The organism is Niastella caeni, assembly GCF_004834005.1.
In the GTDB taxonomy this organism is placed as follows: domain Bacteria; phylum Bacteroidota; class Bacteroidia; order Chitinophagales; family Chitinophagaceae; genus Niastella; species Niastella caeni.
The window spans coordinates 26,271-47,448 of the sequence record NZ_STFF01000001.1 but is presented as its reverse complement, the minus strand read 5'-3'; the positions used below and the strand labels follow the sequence as shown (position 1 = coordinate 47,448).

Genomic DNA, 21,178 nt, shown 5'->3' with positions numbered 1-21,178 from the left:
TATGTTATTGAGTTAGTAGGTTCATTAGTTAAGTGTGAACTACTAACTCAATAACTCACGAAGGCATGAACTAACGAACTTAAAACTATGAACTATGAAACAACTTATTTATATATGTTTACTAAGCTGCATTGTGCAAAGCGCACTCGCCAACTCAGGTATATACGCCGGCGGGCCAGTCTACAAGAACCGCAGCTATTCCATCAGTGAATTAAAAGGCTCCGGCTATACCTGTGTAGTGGTATGGACGATCCACATCGATGCAGGCGGCAATTTTAATTTCAATGCCGAATTTCCGCTCGTTCAAAATGGAACATATGTTGGCGCAGGCAGTTACCCCAATTTTGCAAGTGACATTGCTTCGCTGAAATCAGCGCCCACCACCATTAACCGGTTGGAGTTTTGTTTGAGCGCCTGGGGTTCTTCCACCTTTGCCAATATCAGGAACCTGATCAATGCGCAGGGCACAGGTGCTACCAGTATCCTGTACCGTAACTTCCAGGCATTGAAATGCACTTTTCCTGCCGTTGATGCCATTGGCTTTGATGATGAAAGTACGTATGATGTTAGCTCGGCCACTGCGTTGGCCGTAATGCTGGGTGGTTTGGGATTTAAGGTCTCGCTGGTGCCATATACGGCTGCTTCCTTCTGGACCAGCGTAGCCGCCAATACCAATAACCAGCGCCCGGGCACTGTTGACCGGGTAGACCTGCAATGCTATGCCGGTGGTGCGGGAAATAATCCCTGTAACTGGAATTTCGGTAATATTCCGGTGTACGCCGGCTTGTGGGACCAGGAGAAAACAACCAGCCAGGTGCAAAGTCAGTTAACCACCTGGCGGAATAATTGTGGCGTTGACGGTGGCTTTATGTGGTTGTATGATGATTTTGATAATACAACCGGCACAGAGGCGTATGCCGCGGCCATCAACAACGTGTTTGGCGGTGGTGGTGTAAATAATCCGGCGGCTACTTTTTACAAAGATTGCAATTACACAGGCTATGCGGTAACCCTGGCAGTTGGCAGTTACACACTTTCTCAACTCATTTCATATGGTATTTTAAATGATGATATTTCTTCCCTTACCGTGCAGCCCGGTTACTCGGTCACCTTGTATTGGGATGATAATTTTGCAGGCGCCACGCTCAGCAAAACTGCCAGCGATGGCTGCCTGGTAGATGATGGCTGGAACGATAAGGTATCATCCATAAGGATCAATAGTGCATCGGTGACCAGTGCTGCCCGCGTGCAAAATATGCCGGCAACTGACAACGCAATCTCCAGCATGCCCGGTCAACAGGAAATTAAGTTTTTTGAAGGGTCTAACCTGGCCGGTATTCCCGTACGGATCTATGATATCAAAGGCCAGCAGGTGATGACTGTTCGACCCATTTCGAACCGGATAAATATCTCGTCATTGACGCCCGGGGTGTATGTGATGGTATATATGCAGCAGGGAAAGTTAGCAACAAGACGTTTTGTAAAGTAGGAAAATAGCATGTAATTAGTAGCTAGTGGCGAGTGGTAAAGGCAGGGAATGGCAGGGGTGAAAAGCAAGCCCTCCACTGGCTATTTACTACTAGCCACTAGCTTCCTCATGTATTTTATCCACCTTGACAATTTTTTTCTATCTTTCTTACTTATATACAAAGGGGATAATATACATTACAACCATGGCGGCAATTTCAAAAGGTAAATTCAACAACCGGCAATGGCTTTTAATCCTGATCCTGCTAGGCATGATGTCGGTCATTTCGTTCTCTATATTTCGACATGCCTTTGCGTTCCGGTATGTGCAGATCGATGTACTGGTTGCTGCTACCAGTTTAACCCTTTTCTTCTTTTTCATTCTGATGGTGACCATCCAGGGCTTTAAAGCAGTTGACATTTTCGAAGACCAGCTAAAAATAAAATGGCGCTTTTCTTCCCGTATTATCAACAAAGACGATATTACCGCATTTTCAGAAACAGAACGTAAGCAGGTCAAATACATCATCATTAAAACAAACAACGAAGATGTGGTATTGCCCGAACCGTTGATCAATAATCACGAAGAAGTTATACAGCAACTGCTGAAATGGAAAATAAAACGCAGGTTTGACCTTCCCATCACCCGGCATTCCCGCTATGAGAACAGAGGGGTAGGCGTGGTGCTGATGATCGCGGGTTCCTTCCTGTTAGGGTTCACCATCAAGTCGGTTATTTCGCCTGAGTTGTCAGTCGATGGAAGCAAGCTGATCACCCTCAGCGGACGCCTCAGCATGCCGCCGGATATTAAACCTCCATCTGGCAGAAAGGCCTATGGTTACATGCAATTGTATTTACTGGAATACCCCGGCATCAATTTTCATATTGATGGCGTAGGCTTTAATTCTATCAATGTAAAAAGACTGCAGGGCGCTGGCCGCGGCACGGCGGTTGAGCTGTCGATCCTCAAGCATGAATACGCGGTCAAGATCAAGAAAACAGAAGTGCCGGGCTATTTCGAAAAACATTACCAATGGGCTACCATATATACCTATAGTCTTACGTTAAACGGCGATCAATTATTAACGATCGATTCCTACAACGAAAGCAAGCACTCGCTTGATAACAGCAATAAAAAATGGAGCGTGCTGATAGCCATCGTGGCCATTTCCATGTTTGCCTATGGGTTTATTTTATACCGGCAAAGGAATAAGGTACCTGTGTCTCAGGCTGCTGTAGAACCGTCAGTTAAGCAGATCCCAAATAAAGTATAAATCCGTCATTTTTGAACAGTGGTTGTATCAAAACCGGACAACTGTAATTTACCTATACATGTAAAAGGTTGATTTGCACGTGCCGATAATCCGGCATTTTGTTGGATCAATATACCGTAAATATGTGCGGTATTGTCATTGCTGAATCTGATCACTCCAATGATTAAATTAGCTGTATGTTCCTGAATTATATAAAAATTGCCTGGCGCCATTTATGGAAGAATAAAACTTTTTCCGCCATTAATATTACAGGACTTTCCATGGGCATTGCGTGCGCGTTGCTCATTATTCTACATATAAAAAATGAAATTAACTACGATAAAGGTTTTACAAAATCTGATCGAATTTTCAGGGTCACTTTAGAGAATATTGGCGAAAATGAACGCCATTGGGCGCCCATCTCTTTTCCAGCTGGAGCTGAAATGCAGCGCTATTTTCCACAGGTAGAAAAAATGGCCCGCTTCTACCGGCCATATCCTTTCCAGGTATTTAGCTATGCAACAACGCAGGGTACGATAAACAAGTTTGAAGAGAAAGCCGGTTTTTTCGCAGATGCAGCTGCCATCAACATATTCGATATACCCTTTAGCCGGGGTAATGCGCAAACAGCTTTGTCAGCAACCAATAGCATTGTGCTTACTGAAAAAATGGCCCGGAAATATTTTGGTGACGAAGATCCAGTGGGCAAAGTCATTCAGGAAGACCTGAACAAAGTGCCGTTTACAGTAACAGGGGTTGTAAGATCATTTCCATTTCCTTCGCATTTGCAATTCGATTACCTGCTTTCAATACCTACTATACAACAGTACCAGGATCAGCGATCTTTGGAGAATAGGACCTGGTCTGCTTTTTATACGTATGTGTTGCTTAATGAAAAGGCCTCAAAGACAACGGTGGAAGCAAGGTTTCCCAACTATATGCTGGGCTTTTATAAGCCAACGGGTGAAACCCCGAACGAGATACTTACTTCCCGCAAATTGCATTTGCAGCCAGTTGCTGATATTCATCTGCATTCAAAGCTGGAGAAGGAGATGTCTGCCAACAGCGACATCAGGTATGTATACATTTTTTCCATCATAGCGGTATTCATTCTGTTGGTAGCGGCTGTGAATTTTATTAATATTTCTACGGCGCTGGCGTTTAACCGAATGAAAGAAATTGGTTTGCGAAAAGTAGCCGGCGCAACCAAACAACAACTGCTCCGGCAGTTCATGGGAGAATCGTTTTTAATCACCATGCTGTCGGCCCTTGTGGCATTGTTACTCATTAAAGCTGCCTTGCCATTATATGCATGGCTCACGGAAAAAGACATTCGCTTTGAGGAATTGTTTACTTTGTCGAACCTTGCACTGCTGTTGCTCCTGATCTTGTGTTGCGGACTGCTTGCGGGTTGTTATCCCGCGTGGTTTGTTGCCAATTTCAATCCCATTAATTCCATGAAGGGCAAGAAGGATACCCGTTTCTCCTTAAACTTCGTGCGTAAGGGATTGATCATTTTTCAGTTTGCCGTGTCTGTCTTCATGATCTTCAGCACCATCATCGTATACCAACAAATGCGGTTCTTCCATAATAAAAATATGGGGTTTGATAAGGAACAGGTAGTGGCCATCACCATGTACGGCTCTATGTGGCAGCATTTCAGCGCCCTGATCAACAATATAAAAAAGAATCCGGCTATCAGTAATTTCAGCGTGGTATCAACGCTTCCGGGCGATCGCTTCAGTATGCAACCGTTCTTCCCGGCAAATGAAACGGAGGATGATCAACCTTCCTGCCGTATAATGTGGGCTGATAACAGGCTATTACCTACTTTAAAGATCGCTTTAAAAGAAGGGCGGAACTTTGTGAATCAGTTCCCCGACATAAAGAATAAAGAATTTATTCTGAATGAAACAACTGTAAAAGCGTATGGTCTTACAAATGCCATTGGTAAAAAATTCATCCTTGACCGGGATACCGGCGAAATAGTGGGTGTTATTAAAGACTTCAATTTTGCATCCCTGCATTCCGCTGTAGAGCCGCTTGTAATAAAGTATGATCCATACCGGGCCAATTACCTGCTGGTGAAAGTGCAACCACATCAAATGCCGAAAACCCTGCAATTCCTGGAGTCGAATATAAAATCACTATCGCCAGAAAGCACTTTCACCTATACGTTTATCGATGAGAAAATGAAACGGCTATACGAAGCTGAGAATCAATTAAGCCGCGTGTTTAAAGTCTTTGCCGTTTTTGTCATCTTCATTTCCTGCCTCGGCCTGTTTGGACTTTCTGCTTACAGCACCCAGTTACGCACCCGTGAGATAGGCATTCGCAAAGTACTCGGCGCCTCTGTGTCGAACGTAACTTTTCTGCTATTAAAAGATTTTATGGTCCTCGTGCTAACCGGTATTGTGCTTTCCTGGCCTTTTGCCTGGTGGGCCATGACGCGCTGGCTCGATGGTTTTGCTTATCGCATTCCTATCGATGGCTGGGTATTCACCTTGTCGGGTGTATTGTCTTTGACAGGCGCCCTGGTAACCGTTAGCTACCAGGCCATCAAAGCGGCGTTGTTAAATCCGGTAGTGAGTTTAAAAACCGAATGATTTATTCATCAGTACAAGCTTCAAAAAATGTTTCAATTAGCACCACTTGTCACCGATGAAGTGTGGATTAGATAATTGGTAATAAATGTTTGGGCAACGGTATCTCACGGCTCAGGTCATCCGGTACGGGATCGCGGCGGGTTGTTTCAATAGGAATAATGCCCGACCAAATAGGCAGCGGTTTGTCTTCTTCCTCGTCATTCGGCATCCCGGTGCGCACTTTGGCAGAAGCCTCATCGATCTCAAATGCCAGTACCGTTGTTTTTTTCACTTCATTTTCCTTCATGGGCCGCAAATAACTCCAGCTATTAGGCACTATTTTATTGGTTAACCATTCCAACGCGGCTGATTTCACATTGGCATCTTCTATCTTTTCTCCTTGCGAAAACAACACTACCGACCGGTAATTCACTGAGTGCGAGAAAGCCGATTTGGCAACTACCAGGGCATCGATCAGGGTTACCGAAATGCATACCGGTGCGCCTTTTTCCAATGCCCAAATGAAATGACTGCCTACAGAACCGTGGATGTACAGTTTGTTCTCGTACCGTACAAAAGCGGTGGGCATAGAAAAAGGTTTGTTGTCGGCCACATAACTGACGGTGCAAAAAAGGGCTTCATCCAAAATGGAGTAGATCGTTTCTTTATCATAATGGGCCCTTTTGGCCAATCTGCTGGGAATAAGGTGTGATTGTGGTGCCATATTGGTTGGTTTTTTTACAAAATTGTATCTTTATTGGATGGGGATTATCATCCGATTTGTGTAAAGTCGGTAGTCCAATTTTTACCATGCAAGCACTTTCTACCCTTATAATAATTGATAAGAACAGCGTACAACCTGTGTATTTGCAGATTGCCAACCAATTGATGGTCTTTATTAAAGATGGCAACTTACAGGCGAGCCACCGGTTGCCAAGCACCCGCCAAATGGCCGACTGGCTGCAGGTGCACCGTAAAACCGTGATCCAGGCATATGATGAATTGCTGGCCCAGGGCTGGCTGGAAAGCCGCACGGGCAGCGGCACCTATGTGGCCAAGCATTTACCGGAAATACACCCGCGCAGTTTATTGAACGGTTCTGCCAAACCCATTAATCCCGCGCATACGGCCGGGTTCGAATTTGAGACACTGCCGCACCTGGCTACACCGCCCGTTTGGTCGAAGCAAAAACACCATTTGGATGATGGTTTCCCCGATTCGCGGCTGGCGCCATTGGAAGAACTGGCCCGCGCGTACAGAAGCCAGTTGCTTACCGGCAACCCTTATGTGCGTTTAGGCTATGGCGATACATTGGGTTCGTTGTGGTTGCGGCAGGTACTGGCATCCTATTTAAACGATACGCGGGGGTTGAAGATCACTTCGGAGAATATTTTGATAACCCGCGGTACCGTAATGGGGCTGTACCTCTCGTGCACGGCTTTTTTGCAACCCGGCGACATTGCCGTGGTAGGGGAATTGAACTACAATGGCGCCAATATGAACTTTTTGCAGGCGGGTACCAGGTTATTAAAGATCCCGGTTGATGAGCATGGCATTGTGGTTGAAGCGCTGGCAGACATCTGCCGCAAACAACGGGTACGCATGGTGTATGTAACCTCGCATCATTTTTACCCTACCACCACAGCCTTACGGGCCGACCGGCGGCTTGAGTTGCTTAAGCTGGCCGGGCAATACGGGTTTATCATTTTTGAAGATGATTACGATTACGATTTTCATTACCTGAGCAAACCCCTGCTGCCGCTGGCCAGTGCCGATAAAGCAGGCATGGTATTGTATTGCGGTTCTTTCACAAAATCCATTTCACCGGCTTTTCGGGTGGGCTACCTGGTGGCATCGGAAAATGTGATCCGCCACCTGGCGCAGTTACGCCGCATTATCGACCGGCAGGGCGACATTTTATTGGAGAATGCCATTGCCGAACTGTTGCAGAACGGCATCATACAACGGTACCTACGCAAAGCTTTGCGTACCTATAAACAACGGCGCGATGTGTTTTGCGACCTGTTGAAAAGCAACCTGAGCAATTATGTGCAATTTCAGGTACCGGTAGGCGGCATGGCTGTATGGACGCATTTTGATCCTGCCATCGATTTGAATATCCTCTCGCAAAAGGCCCTGCAACATGAATTATATTTTGCTTCGGGCTACAGGAACGACGATCTGTCGCCGGTACTCAATGCCACGCGGCTGGGATTTGCTTCTTCAACTCCTGCCGAACTGGAAAGCTGTGTTGAAATTATGGTCAGGTTGCTGAAGGGAGGCTAATTGTGATTGGTGAAGAAAAGAGGGCCACGGCCTTAGATACAACTTGACCCGGGAAAAGCAAAATCCTTTGTGTAGCCTAAATATGCATTTAGCAACGCATTGTATAATAACCGGATGCCCTAAATGCGGTTATACATTATGGTACAGCAGTAATATAACCCATTGATCTAACGCAACTCAATGATAAGGTCGAATAAATAAAAATATTTATCAATTAAAAAAAAGAAACGCTTTTTTACGATTTACACACGTCCTTATTTGTTAGTATTGCTATTATTAAATTATTTTCGCATGTAACTAACAGGGACATCTGATAAATGCAGCAGCTACCCAAACACCATAGCCGTTCTTACCAGCCTGTTGGTTGTTCGCACCCTTCGAATGCTTTTATAATACCGCGTATGCTGTGGCCTGAATAATTATTGCCCTGAACCCGGTTCATTTTAATCCCTCCTGTAGCTTAAATCCTATTCATTGTACAGACATTGTTTTTGCCGTTGATAATTGTCAAATGGCAAGGGTTGTATTGTTCGCTTAAAAATATTTTTTTCAATAATTGCTATGGAAAATGCACAGCCGGTTACGATTGCTATAGTGGATGATCATGCGATGTTGCGACAGGCCATGACTTTGCGACTTAACTTACTTGGATATAAAGTTGTACTGGAAGCTGAAAATGGGCGGGTATTTCTTGACCAGCTACCCAAATTACCTTCGCCACCACAAATTTGCCTCCTTGATATTAATATGCCGGTGATGGATGGTTTTGAAGCCGCCATCGAGCTTAAAAAGAACTGGCCTCAGATCAGGATCCTGTTCTTTTCAATGCACAACAGTAAAGCGTTTATTTGTAAAGCCCAGCAAATTGGCGCGGAAGGTTTTTTACCGAAGGATGCTTCTTTTGAAGAATTGAAGCAGGCATTGGTAAAAGTGGCGAAACTGTAGGGAGCGTTTATCGTTTTAAGAAGATAAAAATGGCGCCAATGAGTGTAAGTACGATCACTACCTGGCGGTACAGGTCGTCTTTTATTCTGGCCACCAGCTTTAATCCACACCAGAAACCGAGGATAAGGAAGGGCACCAATGCCAGATCGGTCAACAGCGAGGTGGCAGTGATATTCTTCCAATAAAATACCTGGAAGGGTAGCTTGAATAAATTAATGATGAGGAAGATCCAGGCGCCGGTTCCAATAAAATCATTTTTTGGCAAACGCATGGCCAAAAAATAGAGATTTGAAAATGCGCCCGCGAGGTTGCCCAGCATGGTGGTAAAGCCCGATACCAGGCCCATGCTGGCTGTAAATGCTTTATTGCCCGGTATGATAACCGTTTTGCGGAACTCTATTATCAATATGATCACCACCGTAAGAACAATAATGGTGGCCATGATCTTTCTGAAAATAGCTTCGTTCAGGTCTTTCCCCACAAATACCCCCACTAAAATGCCTATTACCATCCAGGGCATTAACTTAAAAACATGCTCCCATTTAGCATGCCGGTGGTAAAATTTCACCGCCAGAATATCTGCCACGCATAACAACGGCAGTACAATACCGGTTGATGCCTTTCCCCCAAAAACGATGGTCATAATAGTTACGTTCAGCATGTCGATGCCTTTAAGCCCCGCTTTGGAAAGACCAATAATAAAGGCCGACAACGCTATCAATAACAGGCTGGTAGTAGAGTACGCAGCAAACAATCCCATGTGCGATCAGTATAATTATAAAAAAAGCCAAATATAACAAACGCCCCCCTTTTTATAAACATTCCACTACCCCCATTGTGGGTACCGGGGGGTAATTTCATAAAGCAGCTAAAAGCTGTAAGCTTAAAGCCGAAAGCTGGAATACGGCTGCACGCTTCACGCTGCAAGCTGCAAGCAGAAGCCTGAAGTCGGAGTTCTGAATAATTCATTGCCGATTGCCGATTCACGTCCGGTAACAGGCAACCGGTAACCGGTAAACATTCTTTCTATTTTAAAACCATAAAAATTTCATTACCATGAATCGAAAACTAACGATTGCGTTTGCTTGTTCTGCCATTTTGTTTGCACATTGTAAAAAAGACGCCGTTGCACCACAGCCTGAAGTGCAGGCTGCCTGGTCGTCCAGCGCCCAGTGGGGTACCTGGAGTAACGGCGGTTATACCTTGTATAATAATATCTGGGGCAGCGGGGCCGGTTCACAATCTATTTGGGCCAACAGTTATAGCAACTGGGGCATCTGGGCCAACCATCCTAATACCGGGGGTATCAAATCGTATCCAAATAGTACACGAAATGTTAACAGGGCCCTCGGTTCACTGAATTCACTTACCAGCAGCATCAGCGTTACCTCACCTTCCGGTGGCGCCTGGACGTCGGCGTATGATATCTGGGATAATAACCACCAGCATGAAATTATGCTGTGGATGAATTACACCAGCAACAGCAATGGTTCAGGGAACATTAAACCTATTTCTTACAACTGGAATGCGCAAGGCAATCCCATACCGGTGTTTACCAATGTTTCAGTAGGCGGCACCACCTGGAATGTATTCCGCGGACACAACGGCGGGAATAATGTGTATTCTTTCCTGCGCACGTCCAAAACCAACAACACCACGGTTGATATCAGGGCCATAGCTAACTGGATCAGGAACCAGGGTTGGTTTGGTAATATTACGGTTGGCGATGTGCAATTTGGGTACGAGATCACATCGAGCTGGGGTAACAATGGCGGCGGCCTGCAATGGACCACCAATAGTTATTCTGTTAGCTTTAATTAATGCACCCTCCCTTTATGATGCCTACCGTTGCAGTCAAAAGCTGGTTACAACTGGCTATTATTATAGTATTATGGCCGGCATGCCGTAAGGAAACGACCGTTGAACGGAATATTAAAGCGGAGATGCTGGCGGCAGTGAATGCGCTTAGACAGACAGGGTGTACCTGTGGCGCTACCTACATGCCGCCGGTGAAACCATTGATCTGGCATGATACCCTGGCCTCAGCAGCGCTGGCCCATGCCCGCGATATGGATGCCAACAATTATTTCAATCACATTTCACCAGGCGGTACGTCGCCCATTCAACGGGCTATGGCCCTGGGGTATGCCGGCAATACGGTAACGGAGAATATTGCCAAAGGGTATACATCAATAGAAACTTTGATGGAAGCCTGGCAGCAAAGTGAAAGTCATTGTAAGGCTATGATGGATAGCCTGCCCACCGAAATGGGCGCTGCCAATGTGAATACGTATTGGGTGCAGGAGTTTGGCCACTGACAACTCACCACTCACCGCTGACAACTCACAAAAAAAGGGTGAGCCTCTGTTGACAGAAGCTCACCCTTTTTGCTATTATTATAATGAAGCTATTGTTTTATGATCTTAAACGATTGTTTGTTGGCAGTTATCAGGAAATAGGTGCCGGCAGGTAAGCCGGTCAGTTGTAATGGTTCCCTGATGTTCTTAATAGTGAACTGACGAAGCACATGTCCCTGCAGGTTAACCAGGCGTGCTGTAGAACCTATCAGTGAAAGATTGCTTAACTGCACGGTTACTGACGACCGCGTTGGGTTAGGATATACAGCTACTTCACTGGCTATGCCACATGTTTTTGAAACAGCAACCATTTTTGAAAACGCGTACCGGCCATCATTATCCACTTGCAACAATTTAAAATAATTGGCGCCCTGTGCCAGGCTTGCATAAGTGAACCAGTAAGATTGCGATGCAGATGCCTTCACTGTACCAACAGTTTGCCAGTTGTTGCCATCGGTTGACCATTGTACTTCAAAGCGGTTGTTGTTGGTGCCACCAATTGTTTGCCATTGCAAACGGGCAGTGCTGCAATCGGCGTTGTTCACTTCAAACGAAGAGAAATTCGCCGGTAATGGAATAAGCAGGTATGTTTGTATATCGCCATTGTTACCAACCGACCAGCCGGTAGTGCCGTTTACAAACACTACGCCATTCACATCGCTGTTGGTGTTGCTGGTCTGATCCGTCCAGGTAGAACCGCCGTCTGCTGTATACAGGATCACGCCATTATCACCCACAGCCCAGCCATTGGCGGCTGACGTAAAAAATACTTCATTCAGGCGTTGTGTTGTACCGCTTGTTTGAGAGGTCCAGGTAGTGCCACCATCGGTTGTTTTACGTATGACGCCGTTGCCGCCAACTGCAAATCCGGTGTTGGCATCCAGGAAGAAAAGCCCATATAATGTTTGGGTAGTACCGCTGGTTTGTGCCGACCAGTTAGCACCGCCATCCGTTGATTTGCGAATGGTGCCGTTTTCACCCACCACCCAGCCGGTATTGGCGGTAACAAATTGTACGTCGTACAGGTCTCTGGTAGTGCCGCTGGTTTGTGCGCTCCAGCTGGTACCATCGGTGGTTTTTAGGATGGTGCCATTTGAACCAACCACCCAGGCGGTGGTAGTGCTTATAACGTCTATTCCACGCAATGTAGTTCCTGTACCACTTGTTTGGCCACTCCAGTTAGTACCCCCATTGGTGGTTTTGCGAATGGTGCCGTTTGTTCCAACAGTCCAACCGGTATTGGCATCGGCAAAATCCAGGGCGCGCAGGTCTTCTGTTGTTCCACTGGTTTGTCCGCTCCAACTGAGGCCGCCATTGGTGGTTTTGCGAATGGTACCGTTTTCACCAGCTACCCAGCCGGTAGTGCCGCTCACAAAGAAAATATCTTCTAAATTATTAGTAGTACCGCTTGCTTCTTCCGTCCAGGTAAAGCTACCGGCATTGGTGGTTTTAATAATGGTGCCATTGCCGCCAATAGCCCAGCCTGTACTTGAATTTATAAAAAATACACCAAGCAGATCTTCGCCGGTATTGCTGGTTTGTAATCCCCATGAAGTGCCTGCATTGGTAGTTTTAAGCACCGTTCCATTTTCACACACTACAAAACCGGTGGTTGTACTGGTAAAATAAATGCTGTTGATATCATCGCCAGTATTACTTGTTTGTGCATTCCAGTTAGTGCCGCCATTGGTGGTTTTACGAATAACGCCGCTGTTACCCACAGCCCAGCCGGTATTGGCATCGAGAAAGTAAACACTATTTAGGGTGTTGGTGGTTCCGCTGGTTTGAACGCTCCAGTTAGCGCCGCCATCGGTAGTTTTTATAATTCTACCATTGGTGCCAACTGCGAAGCCGGTATTGGCATCAATAAATTTTACATCGCGAAGGTCCTGGGTAGTGCCGCTTGTCAGGTCTGTCCAGGTAGTGCCGCCATTGGTGGTTTTTTGAATATCACCATTGTCGGCAACTGCCCAGCCGGTATTGGCATCGATAAAGAAAATACTGTTTATTTCTTCACCTGTATTGCTGGTTTGTGCGTTCCAGTTGGCGCCGCCATCTGTGGTTTTGCGAATAGCGCCGTTGTTACCTGCCACCCATCCGGTAGTAGTGCTGGTAAAGAAAACACTATTCAATCTTTCGGTAGTGCCGCTGGTTTGTGCGTTCCAGTTAGAACCGCCGTCGGTGGTTTTGCGGATGGTGCCATTGCTTCCGACTGCCCAGCCGGTATTGGCATCTTCAAAATGAACGCCGCGAAGGGTTTGTGTAGTTCCGCTTGTTTGGGCTGACCATTGGGCTGAAGCGCCGATGGCCATAAATAATGTGGCAAGCAGGGCAAAAAAGGCCCTGGCTTTAGCGCATAAAGCTAATTTCATAAAGGGTTGGGTACTAGGGATTACGGTTTTCATAATAGGATACGACAGTTGAAGTATAAGGGTTTTTCGAAATATCACTAAGGCAATACCCTTGCCATTTTTACAAGTGATTGGCTAATAATGAAATAGGATAAAATATGTTATTAATTTTTTCCCGTTTTGAGATTTTTTTTCCAGAAATCGGCTGGAGTAAGGGTGTTTTTAATGGGTTTCATGTAGGTGGTTGTACAGAAGAAAGTAGCGAGTAGTAAGTAGTGAGAAGTGGGGCTGGTAGTAAGTAGTGGGTGGCGAGTAGGGCGGGGGATAGGAAGAAGAGGGGGATTAGGAATTAGGTGTTTGGAATTAGGTAGTATGATGTAATGTGACGTAAGAAGTAGGAAGTAAGAGTTTGCTTTCACCCTGCATTTGCGTGCAGCGTGTAGCTTGAAGCGTGCAGCTGTATTACTGCTTTCTGTTTGTATTCGAGTGCTGCGTGTAGCTGTATTTGCTTATACAGCTTAAAAGCTTTCGGCTGTATTGCGAGTAAAAAAAATAGATCCGGTTAGTGAAAGCCGGATCTATTGTCAGCGCAAAAACTACAAAGGATAAGAATGTTTTGTGCGCCCGTTGATGCTGTAAAAAACTAATCCGGTCATGCTACGGACCGGAAGTTGAAATTATACTTGAAATACCAAATGATATCGGGTGATTCATGGCAACCTCACCCGACCGAACTGATACTAATATACGAAGAAGAAGTAGAATGATGCAGTACATCGGCACCCTGTAGTGCTTTTTTGATTAATATCAATCTATGTGAGCTATGACGGTGGTCATAGGTTTTCATGTAATAAAAACATATCTTGATGTATCATATCAACTTCCTTCCAGATATCCTTCGAATTTCACACCAGGAGATCACTGCTAAAAACTTCTATATGATAATGCAAACTAAAAATGGATATCCCGAGGTAGTATTGGCCGCACCATGCGAATCTTCTTTTTTTTATACCACTGCAGATTGGTTAAGGCATGAAATAGGCATTTCATTCTGCAATAAAGAGAAGCAACAAAATAGTATTTACTGGAAATTTTATTTTGGCACCGGCATCATTGTGTTGAAGTATGACCCATCAACAGGCATATCTCTTTGTCCGGCCCAATTTGCAAACGCTACCATAGAAGAAAAAGCGGCGTTCAAGATGTTAACCGATACAATGGAAAAGGCGAATGTGCTGATTAGCTAATGTGCTAATAAAAGCTCGCGAAAATATATTGCCTGTATTTTCATTGGCATATTAGCACAATTTGTAGCGACGCGTTGGGAGATCATCGTATTGGCACATTGGTAGTCCTAATGTTTTATACTTAGAGATTATGAAATAAAGCCCTCATGAGAGCCATTTTGATTACGGGTATTTAAAAAAAATATTATATTTGTTATGCAGTAGACTTGATCTGGTAACTAACGCTAACGGACGAATTATTTACTTACCTCTTTAGTATCGTTTAAACTCTGATTCTGCTGAAAACCGATCGTTAATCAATAGATCCTGGCCAAAAGTACATTGTGCTTTCTCCAAGTCCTGGAATTCTCTGAAAACAATTTGAATAAGTTTGTAGTAGAATTTAATTATACCGTTGTCATCGGTTTTTACCGCCATGACCATTTTAAAACTTACTATACAATGAAAAGAATGCTTATTGTTGAAAATAATACTACTGAGAGCCATAAGATAATAGAAAGTAAGGCTGCTTATGAAAATGGCTCCGGCGCCTACACTCGTAATAAACAAACAGATAAACTGGCGGCATTATTCACCCAGAACTCGAATATCAATAAGTACAAAAAGAAGCAGATTATTTATTCAGAAGGGAATCACCCGTTGCAGTTATTCTATATAAAGAAAGGAATTGTAAAAACATATAAGTGTAATACGGATGGGAAGGAACTGATCACTGGCATATATGGAGAGGGAGAATACCTGGGCTATGTGGCATTGCTGGAAGAAACAGTGTATAAGGATGTTGCAGTAGCGGTTGAATATGCTGAGCTGGCGGCTATTCCCAAAGAAGAATTTGAATTTTTAATGGAGACCGATTGGCAGATTGCGCGAAAATTCATTACCATGCTGGCCAATGATATAACCGAGAAAGAGCAATTGCTGTTGGGGTTGGCCTACAATTCCCTCCGCAAAAAAGTGGCGGAAGCATTGATCTTATTAAGCAGGAAGTATAAAGACGCAATAAAGATCAGCCGCGATAATCTGGCGGCTATTGCCGGAACGGCTACGGAATCATTGATCAGAACATTGGGTGAGTTCAGACAGGAAAAGCTGATTGAAATAAACGAAGGGTACATTACGATCGTGAATGAAGTGAAGCTAAGAACGATGTTGAATTAATGATGTATCAGCGGCTACTGAAGCCGTTATTAAAAACGCATTGTAAAACGGGACAATAGAGAAGAGAAGCGGAACCAACCGCTTCACGCAACCAGAGGGTGCTCCGCTGCGGCGGGACACCCTTTTTATTACAACCATTACTTCCATAAACTTTCCGATTCACCAACGCGCGTAGCCACTGTTTCTAACCGTTCGCGCAGCAACGTATTAGACACACCTCTGTTTTCCAATGGCAAACCGAACATTAACCGCCCGCTTTCGGTAACGTAAAAATGACAGGGTTGTGTTTTCGCATTTTGTTTAAGCAGTCCGAAATTCTTGGTGACATTTTCCGCCGTTGCACTTCCCAGGCTAACTGTTAACCAGATGTACTTGTTATTACCACTGATCTCTACACCAATTGGTACATCGAGACCAGAGCGGGTTAAAGTGACTGAATATTTTTCTTTACCAGGATCAGTAACAAGGTCCTTGGTCTCGTAGCCTAATTGAACGAGGATCTCGCGAAGTTGTTTGCGATCGATGGAATTGCAATCCTGGAATCGGTTAAAGCCGGAAAGAGAAACAGTACCAACCAGCAAAATAACGAGAGAGAGGGAGCTGATGTTCCACATAAAATTGATTTAGGGGTTAAGCTATTAATTACACCATACAGGACGATGGATTTATTAAACACTTTGGAAGGGATGATTTATGGAAACAGCGGCTAAAAAGCAGCGCAAGCGGAAAAGGTGATAGTCTTTTGTGGTAGCGGCAGTTGTTACTAAGATACGGATAAATTCCTCATCCCAACCCCAATGCTTTTGACTTTATAGAAGAAATTTCATATTTAACGCTGGTGCCTCGCCTGGTATCAGGGATCTTGTGGGTAGTTTTCGAATTGGGTTTTATAGATAGGAAATCTTCGTATTTCGTTTCGTAGATATTACCATTGGCTTTTACGTACATTATTTTTACCCGTACTTTGTCGAGGGTATAGTCGGTAGAATTGGTAACGCTGATCTCCAGATCTGAAATGCCACCGAGGCGGCTGTGTTCATAGTCATTGCTCTCTGCTTTTACGTATAACCTGATGTTATTCCGAACCATCTTTTTTACGCTTGATCCATCATTTCCGCTACCACCGGTAACAGCTCCCTGTTTACCTGGTTTAATTTTTTCGAGACGTTCTATGCTTTTTGGAAGTTGATCCTGCCTGTAAAGTGCGGCTAACATACCCAGTACGAGAATAAAAGGAATGAGTAAGATCCAGCGTAATGAAGAATTCTTTTCTTTTGAATTTGTAATGTCCTCAGAACCTTGATTTTTTACTGCGTCACGGATACCAGGTCTTTTCATAATGTCGGATTTTTCAGGGATACGGCGATACTTACAAAGCGCTAATTTATACTATTTTTCTTGTTCATGGAAGTAGCGTTTCCTCTTAGAGCTCCTATATTTTATTGTCCCATTCCTATATAAATCCAGTGCTTTTTGCAATATATCTTCAACAGTTTTAATAGGTATATTTTCAGCCGGGATCAAACAACATTATTTTCATTCGTGAACGTTCTTGCTGAGTTTCCTGTTCTTCGTAAAAATTATCCAAAGTAAACGTTACAGTTTTATAAACTCTACCCGCCGGTTGTTGGCTTTGCCTACCAGACTATCATTTTTATCTATCGGTTCGCTTTCACCCTTTCCATCGGTTTCCATGCGGGTTTCAGTTATGCCAAAATCTGCGGCCAATGATGCTTTCACCGCGGCTGACCTGCGTTTGGAGAGATCGAGATTGGCGGCATCGCTGCCATCGGCATCTGTATGACCAACAATTTTTACTTTCAGCTCGGGAAATTCTTTTAGAACGGAGGCCATTTCTTTTAATGTGCCATACGATTCGGGTTTTATTTTATCACTGTTCACATCAAACAGAATTCCATGTGTTACCCATTTGTTTTGCGTGAGTAATTTGTTGCGGGTATCAGGCGCACCAACTGCAAAGCGAAGATTGCCTACAAAATGTTTTACCACTTCTTCCGCATAGGTAACATAAAATACGATGGCATTGAATTTTGCATCTTTTGATGCTGCCTTGGGTATATCCCAGATCTTTTGGTCATTTACATATACCCTTACTCTTTCTTTCTGTCGCCAGATAGAAATATGTGCAGGGTTGTTTTTATCATTCAGCATGGGTGCATCGTCGGAATTTTGGATATCGGTTGACGAATTTTTTCTTCCACTGAACCTGGTTACACCAGATGAGGAAGTGGTATTGGCCGTGCTTAATTCAATGGTGAATACATTGGTGGCATTGGAATAGTATTGCGGCTGATCGGGATTCGACAATTCAGAAATAATAACGAGAAAGTGAGCGCCGTTAATAGGTATGCCATGCAGCAGATCGAATTCAAAGGTAAAATCATCAGGAAAGGGGGCGGGGAATTCCGGAGTAAAAACCCCGCGTTTTGTAAACCATAGCCAGCGGCCTGGTTTGCCTTCTACGGTTACAATTTCGGCAGAAGCATCGGTGTTCCAGCCGGCAGGAAAATCGCCAATAGCACCGGTTGAGAAGTCCTCAAACCCGATCACTTTTTCACCCGGGATGAAATCGAACTTGCTGTATGTTTTAAAAGATGCCGGTTCATTTGTTTTAGCGGCAGGATTGGCTTCTGTTTCTTTAGTTTCAGTGTTATTTTCTTCCGTCTTTTCTGCCTTTTCCGTCTTTCCAGCGGTGGCATCATCTACCTTTTTATTTACTTTTTCTTTTGCTTTGTCTAATATTTTTTTGGGGAATTGGGCCTGAATACCAGCCGTAATTGCAAGAAAGCTGATGAGCAGCAGTATATTTCTCATAAAGAAATAATTTTTTTCAAACCGGTGTGAACCCGGAAATGAGTTTACAGAATGAAAGGCAGGAGACAGCTTTGGCCGTCAATAGGAAAAAGTCAGGGTTGGATTGGATATAATATAATATAGGGAAGGAGGGCAAGAAAATGTATCGGGTACTGAGGGGTAGGGGTTGATTGGTTTATAAAATTAATATTATTCTTTCTATACCCGAATTTTTATTTCTCCTGTAGCCTCTCTTGCACACTTATTGGCAAAAACAACACACTTATACCCTAAAATAGCACGTCTGTCAGAATTAGTTTGATGATATTGTTGGTTGAATTAATTTTGGCTATACTTCACTGTTAGTAATCGACTCCTGTAAATTTCAGGTCTGCTAAAAATATTATATCAACGAATCATATTCGTTGCGGATGCTCTTTTCAATCACTTATTTAATAACAATAAACCTGTTTTATGAAAGCAAAATTCTATTCTATGAGGGTCCTGTTTTTTTCTTTTTTACTATTGATTGGTTTTGGAAATGCCGTTAATGCACAAACGATCGACAAAATGGTTTACGACTGGACAACTGGTGGAGATGGAACTGTGGCCGGGATTGACGATATCCTGGAATATATCACTACGGTTACAAACGGTTCTTCAACGATGACCAATGCTCTTGTTACCGAAATTATTCCGGCGGGTACATCCTATTTACCGGGATCTACTTTTATGAACGGAATTGCTGTGGCTGATGCAAATGGTAAAATGCCCTTTGCCGGTTTGGGTGGGTTAATTAATTCATCCGGTACACCTGGCGGCATTGATGCCGGAGCTACGGTCACAATTGTATTTCGCGTAACGGTTACTGCCAATGCGGGCAGTATTACTAACAACGCTGCTACGTTGCAGGGGAACAGTGGTGCCGGCAGCGTTCATTTAACTTCGCCTGTAACAACTACCTTGCTCACCAGGGATGCTGCTTGTAATGTTGTATTCCAGGTTACTCCAAATACACAGGCAGGTTCTACGTCTTCTCCTTACCTTAAGATCAGCCAGGTAAATCTCAATAACGGAACAAACGGTTCCCTGATTTATAACGGCGCTACAGGGGCTTGTAAAGAGATCACCGGCAATGGAACTTTTAATTTACCAGCAGGTACGCTGTTGAAGGACGTTTCAGCCATGGCTTTCGATAGAAGTTCATTGAGGCTGTATTTTGTGAATAACTCTACTACAACCGACAAAGATCTTTGTTATGTTGATGCATTAAACGGTATTCCTGCAAATGTTGCCGCATACCGGTTTACTGGTTATCCGCTTGAAACAAATACTGCAGCAGGTTATAATATCACCCGGATGACGGTTGGTACCGACGGAAAAATTTATTCACTTACAGATAATGGACAGGACCTGATTAGTTTTACTGTTACCGGAAATATCCCTGCTATTACGCGGTCAGGAGCGCTTGTAAACGACGCTATCAATGCCTTTGATGTGCTTGCCGAAAGAGGCGGCGATATTATCAGCAATGGTTCAGGCAAATTGTTCCTGGTCCCTAATTCCGGGAATGTATACAGGATCGAGCCATCAACACGGGTAGCTACCTACCTGGGTACAATAACCGGGATGCCTGCCCGGGGTTGCAATTCGTTGGCTATGGACCAGTCTGGTAATATATATATGGGTGGCGCTTATTCAAATGTTTATAAAGTCAACCTTACAACTTTTAGCCTTACTCAAATTAACACTACTAGTACCAATGTTTGGATGAGCGGAGACTTCGCCAGTTGCACGCTGTCGATACAACCATTGCGGGTTGCAACAAATGATATTTCAACCAGGAATGATCTCGATGCGCTTCAACCTGGCAGTGAAATTGTGGCAAAAGTTCAGCCCAACCCATTCAATAAAGTGTTGAATGCGCAGGTACAGTTAAATAAGGCGGAAGTTGTTCAGGTACGCCTCATTGATTTTTATGGAAAAACTGTTTTTACCAGATCAGAAAAATTAGGCGCTGGTGTTAATTCGCTGAGCTTACCTGTTCCGTCAGGTTTAAGTGCTGGTATGTATGTGTTGGAACTGTGGGCCGGCAATAACCGGTTAGTGCAGAAAAAATTGTTGAAACAATAAGTTTAGAGAGTTCAATAGAGTCTTTTTCAAAGCCCTGGCACATGATACTGGCCAGGGCTTTTTATTGTTATAAGTATTGTTATTATTTATCATGTGCTAATCATGTAGAACCAAATACCCGGAAACTAAATATAATGGAGGAGACGATTGAACTGCCTGAGCGTAAAAGTTAGCAATCGGCGTGGTATAAAATTTACAGCCTACAATATTTTATCAATCAAAATAAACATTTATGCCACACGAAATTAGTGTTGAGTTAATGGAAGCATTGGGCGTTTGCGCAGGGAAATGCAATTATTGTGCAACAGCCTGCCTTAACGAACAGGATGTGCACATGCTTGCCAGGTGCATCAGGCTGGACCTGGATTGTGCAGCTATTTGCCAGTTGACGTCATCTTTTGTTGCAAGAGGGTCAGAACATGCTAATCATTTGCTGAAAGTATGTGCCGAGATCTGCGAAGCCTGTGCGGAAGAATGTGAAAAACATGCGCACATGGATCATTGTCGCGAATGTGCTGAAGCTTGCAGGCATTGTGCAGAAGCCTGTTTGCACGTTGCGTAAGATTGAATAGGAAAGAAAAA

The 21,178-nt window shown here is 44.1% G+C and carries 17 protein-coding genes; 11 read left to right on the top strand and 6 right to left on the bottom strand.

All coding sequences use genetic code 11. From position 1 onward, the window contains the following. Positions 1 to 94 precede the first annotated feature (94 nt). From FAM09_RS00250 to FAM09_RS00240, 3 genes are all read left to right on the top strand, one after another. Complete coding sequence (locus FAM09_RS00250) at positions 95 to 1,489, top strand: T9SS type A sorting domain-containing protein (protein WP_136575074.1); 1,395 nt, start codon at positions 95 to 97, stop codon at positions 1,487 to 1,489. A 184-nt stretch (positions 1,490 to 1,673) separates the two neighbouring features. After that, the gene (locus FAM09_RS00245) at positions 1,674 to 2,741 is read left to right on the top strand and encodes a hypothetical protein (RefSeq protein WP_136575073.1); all 1,068 of its coding nucleotides are present in this window, start codon (positions 1,674 to 1,676) and stop codon (positions 2,739 to 2,741) included. Positions 2,742 to 2,917: 176 nt separating this feature from the next. Beyond that, positions 2,918 to 5,326, top strand: a complete 2,409-nt coding sequence (locus FAM09_RS00240; RefSeq protein ID WP_136575072.1) for an ABC transporter permease — start codon at positions 2,918 to 2,920, stop codon at positions 5,324 to 5,326. A 67-nt stretch (positions 5,327 to 5,393) separates the two neighbouring features. Here FAM09_RS00240 and FAM09_RS00235 read toward each other — a convergent pair whose 3' ends face one another. Beyond that, positions 5,394 to 6,029 (bottom strand): pyridoxamine 5'-phosphate oxidase family protein, encoded by a 636-nt coding sequence (locus tag FAM09_RS00235; RefSeq protein WP_136575071.1) that lies wholly within the window; start codon positions 6,027 to 6,029, stop codon positions 5,394 to 5,396. Between the two features lie 86 nt (positions 6,030 to 6,115). Between FAM09_RS00235 and FAM09_RS00230 the strand changes: the two genes are divergently transcribed. Both FAM09_RS00230 and FAM09_RS00225 read left to right on the top strand, forming a co-directional pair. After that, positions 6,116 to 7,591 carry an aminotransferase-like domain-containing protein gene (locus tag FAM09_RS00230; RefSeq protein ID WP_136575070.1) on the top strand — a complete coding sequence of 492 codons (1,476 nt, stop codon included), beginning with the start codon at positions 6,116 to 6,118 and terminating at the stop codon, positions 7,589 to 7,591. A 561-nt stretch (positions 7,592 to 8,152) separates the two neighbouring features. Then, positions 8,153 to 8,536: a response regulator gene (locus tag FAM09_RS00225; protein WP_136575069.1), complete on the top strand. Its 384-nt coding sequence runs from the start codon at positions 8,153 to 8,155 to the stop codon at positions 8,534 to 8,536. A 7-nt stretch (positions 8,537 to 8,543) separates the two neighbouring features. On the opposite strand, the gene FAM09_RS00220 is transcribed toward FAM09_RS00225, so the two are convergent. Further along, positions 8,544 to 9,296: a sulfite exporter TauE/SafE family protein gene (locus tag FAM09_RS00220; RefSeq protein ID WP_136575068.1), complete on the bottom strand. Its 753-nt coding sequence runs from the start codon at positions 9,294 to 9,296 to the stop codon at positions 8,544 to 8,546. Positions 9,297 to 9,592: 296 nt separating this feature from the next. Here FAM09_RS00220 and FAM09_RS00215 point away from each other — a divergent pair, with 296 nt between their 5' ends. Both FAM09_RS00215 and FAM09_RS00210 read left to right on the top strand, forming a co-directional pair. Next, a complete protein-coding gene (locus tag FAM09_RS00215; protein WP_136575067.1) occupies positions 9,593 to 10,357 on the top strand; it encodes a GH12 family glycosyl hydrolase domain-containing protein in 765 nt (254 codons plus the stop codon). A 14-nt stretch (positions 10,358 to 10,371) separates the two neighbouring features. Beyond that, complete coding sequence (locus FAM09_RS00210) at positions 10,372 to 10,854, top strand: CAP domain-containing protein (protein WP_166436979.1); 483 nt, start codon at positions 10,372 to 10,374, stop codon at positions 10,852 to 10,854. 89 nt (positions 10,855 to 10,943) lie between these two features. On the opposite strand, the gene FAM09_RS00205 is transcribed toward FAM09_RS00210, so the two are convergent. Further along, complete coding sequence (locus FAM09_RS00205) at positions 10,944 to 13,265, bottom strand: YCF48-related protein (protein WP_136575065.1); 2,322 nt, start codon at positions 13,263 to 13,265, stop codon at positions 10,944 to 10,946. Positions 13,266 to 14,188: 923 nt separating this feature from the next. Between FAM09_RS00205 and FAM09_RS00200 the strand changes: the two genes are divergently transcribed. Both FAM09_RS00200 and FAM09_RS00195 read left to right on the top strand, forming a co-directional pair. Beyond that, on the top strand, positions 14,189 to 14,491 hold the full coding sequence (locus FAM09_RS00200; RefSeq protein ID WP_136575064.1) for a hypothetical protein: 303 nt from the start codon (positions 14,189 to 14,191) through the stop codon (positions 14,489 to 14,491). 441 nt (positions 14,492 to 14,932) lie between these two features. Then, positions 14,933 to 15,649 (top strand): Crp/Fnr family transcriptional regulator, encoded by a 717-nt coding sequence (locus FAM09_RS00195; protein ID WP_136575063.1) that lies wholly within the window; start codon positions 14,933 to 14,935, stop codon positions 15,647 to 15,649. Positions 15,650 to 15,786: 137 nt separating this feature from the next. Here FAM09_RS00195 and FAM09_RS00190 read toward each other — a convergent pair whose 3' ends face one another. The 3 genes from FAM09_RS00190 to FAM09_RS00180 all read right to left on the bottom strand — a co-directional run bounded on the left by FAM09_RS00190 (position 15,787) and on the right by FAM09_RS00180 (position 18,484). Further along, a complete protein-coding gene (locus tag FAM09_RS00190) occupies positions 15,787 to 16,263 on the bottom strand; it encodes a hypothetical protein (protein ID WP_136575062.1) in 477 nt (158 codons plus the stop codon). Between the two features lie 169 nt (positions 16,264 to 16,432). Beyond that, entirely contained in the window at positions 16,433 to 16,987 is a 555-nt protein-coding gene (locus tag FAM09_RS00185) for a hypothetical protein (RefSeq protein WP_136575061.1), read from the bottom strand. A 258-nt stretch (positions 16,988 to 17,245) separates the two neighbouring features. Beyond that, positions 17,246 to 18,484, bottom strand: a complete 1,239-nt coding sequence (locus FAM09_RS00180; RefSeq protein WP_136575060.1) for an OmpA family protein — start codon at positions 18,482 to 18,484, stop codon at positions 17,246 to 17,248. A gap of 474 nt (positions 18,485 to 18,958) precedes the next feature. Between FAM09_RS00180 and FAM09_RS00175 the strand changes: the two genes are divergently transcribed. Further along, positions 18,959 to 20,596: a T9SS type A sorting domain-containing protein gene (locus FAM09_RS00175; RefSeq protein WP_166436978.1), complete on the top strand. Its 1,638-nt coding sequence runs from the start codon at positions 18,959 to 18,961 to the stop codon at positions 20,594 to 20,596. A gap of 232 nt (positions 20,597 to 20,828) precedes the next feature. Next, positions 20,829 to 21,158, top strand: a complete 330-nt coding sequence (locus tag FAM09_RS00170; RefSeq protein ID WP_136575058.1) for a four-helix bundle copper-binding protein — start codon at positions 20,829 to 20,831, stop codon at positions 21,156 to 21,158. Positions 21,159 to 21,178: the final 20 nt, after the last annotated feature.

What these genes read in the sequence shown, in the direction of transcription:
- FAM09_RS00250 (WP_136575074.1), top strand. Translation starts at nt 95, where the DNA reads ATGAAACAACTTATTTATATATGTTTACTAAGCTGCATTGTGCAAAGC.
- FAM09_RS00245 (WP_136575073.1), top strand. Translation starts at nt 1,674, where the DNA reads ATGGCGGCAATTTCAAAAGGTAAATTCAACAACCGGCAATGGCTTTTA.
- FAM09_RS00240 (WP_136575072.1), top strand. Translation starts at nt 2,918, where the DNA reads ATGTTCCTGAATTATATAAAAATTGCCTGGCGCCATTTATGGAAGAAT.
- FAM09_RS00235 (WP_136575071.1), bottom strand. Translation starts at nt 6,029, where the DNA reads ATGGCACCACAATCACACCTTATTCCCAGCAGATTGGCCAAAAGGGCC.
- FAM09_RS00230 (WP_136575070.1), top strand. Translation starts at nt 6,116, where the DNA reads ATGCAAGCACTTTCTACCCTTATAATAATTGATAAGAACAGCGTACAA.
- FAM09_RS00225 (WP_136575069.1), top strand. Translation starts at nt 8,153, where the DNA reads ATGGAAAATGCACAGCCGGTTACGATTGCTATAGTGGATGATCATGCG.
- FAM09_RS00220 (WP_136575068.1), bottom strand. Translation starts at nt 9,296, where the DNA reads ATGGGATTGTTTGCTGCGTACTCTACTACCAGCCTGTTATTGATAGCG.
- FAM09_RS00215 (WP_136575067.1), top strand. Translation starts at nt 9,593, where the DNA reads ATGAATCGAAAACTAACGATTGCGTTTGCTTGTTCTGCCATTTTGTTT.
- FAM09_RS00210 (WP_166436979.1), top strand. Translation starts at nt 10,372, where the DNA reads ATGATGCCTACCGTTGCAGTCAAAAGCTGGTTACAACTGGCTATTATT.
- FAM09_RS00205 (WP_136575065.1), bottom strand. Translation starts at nt 13,265, where the DNA reads ATGAAATTAGCTTTATGCGCTAAAGCCAGGGCCTTTTTTGCCCTGCTT.
- FAM09_RS00200 (WP_136575064.1), top strand. Translation starts at nt 14,189, where the DNA reads ATGCAAACTAAAAATGGATATCCCGAGGTAGTATTGGCCGCACCATGC.
- FAM09_RS00195 (WP_136575063.1), top strand. Translation starts at nt 14,933, where the DNA reads ATGAAAAGAATGCTTATTGTTGAAAATAATACTACTGAGAGCCATAAG.
- FAM09_RS00190 (WP_136575062.1), bottom strand. Translation starts at nt 16,263, where the DNA reads ATGTGGAACATCAGCTCCCTCTCTCTCGTTATTTTGCTGGTTGGTACT.
- FAM09_RS00185 (WP_136575061.1), bottom strand. Translation starts at nt 16,987, where the DNA reads ATGAAAAGACCTGGTATCCGTGACGCAGTAAAAAATCAAGGTTCTGAG.
- FAM09_RS00180 (WP_136575060.1), bottom strand. Translation starts at nt 18,484, where the DNA reads ATGAGAAATATACTGCTGCTCATCAGCTTTCTTGCAATTACGGCTGGT.
- FAM09_RS00175 (WP_166436978.1), top strand. Translation starts at nt 18,959, where the DNA reads ATGAGGGTCCTGTTTTTTTCTTTTTTACTATTGATTGGTTTTGGAAAT.
- FAM09_RS00170 (WP_136575058.1), top strand. Translation starts at nt 20,829, where the DNA reads ATGCCACACGAAATTAGTGTTGAGTTAATGGAAGCATTGGGCGTTTGC.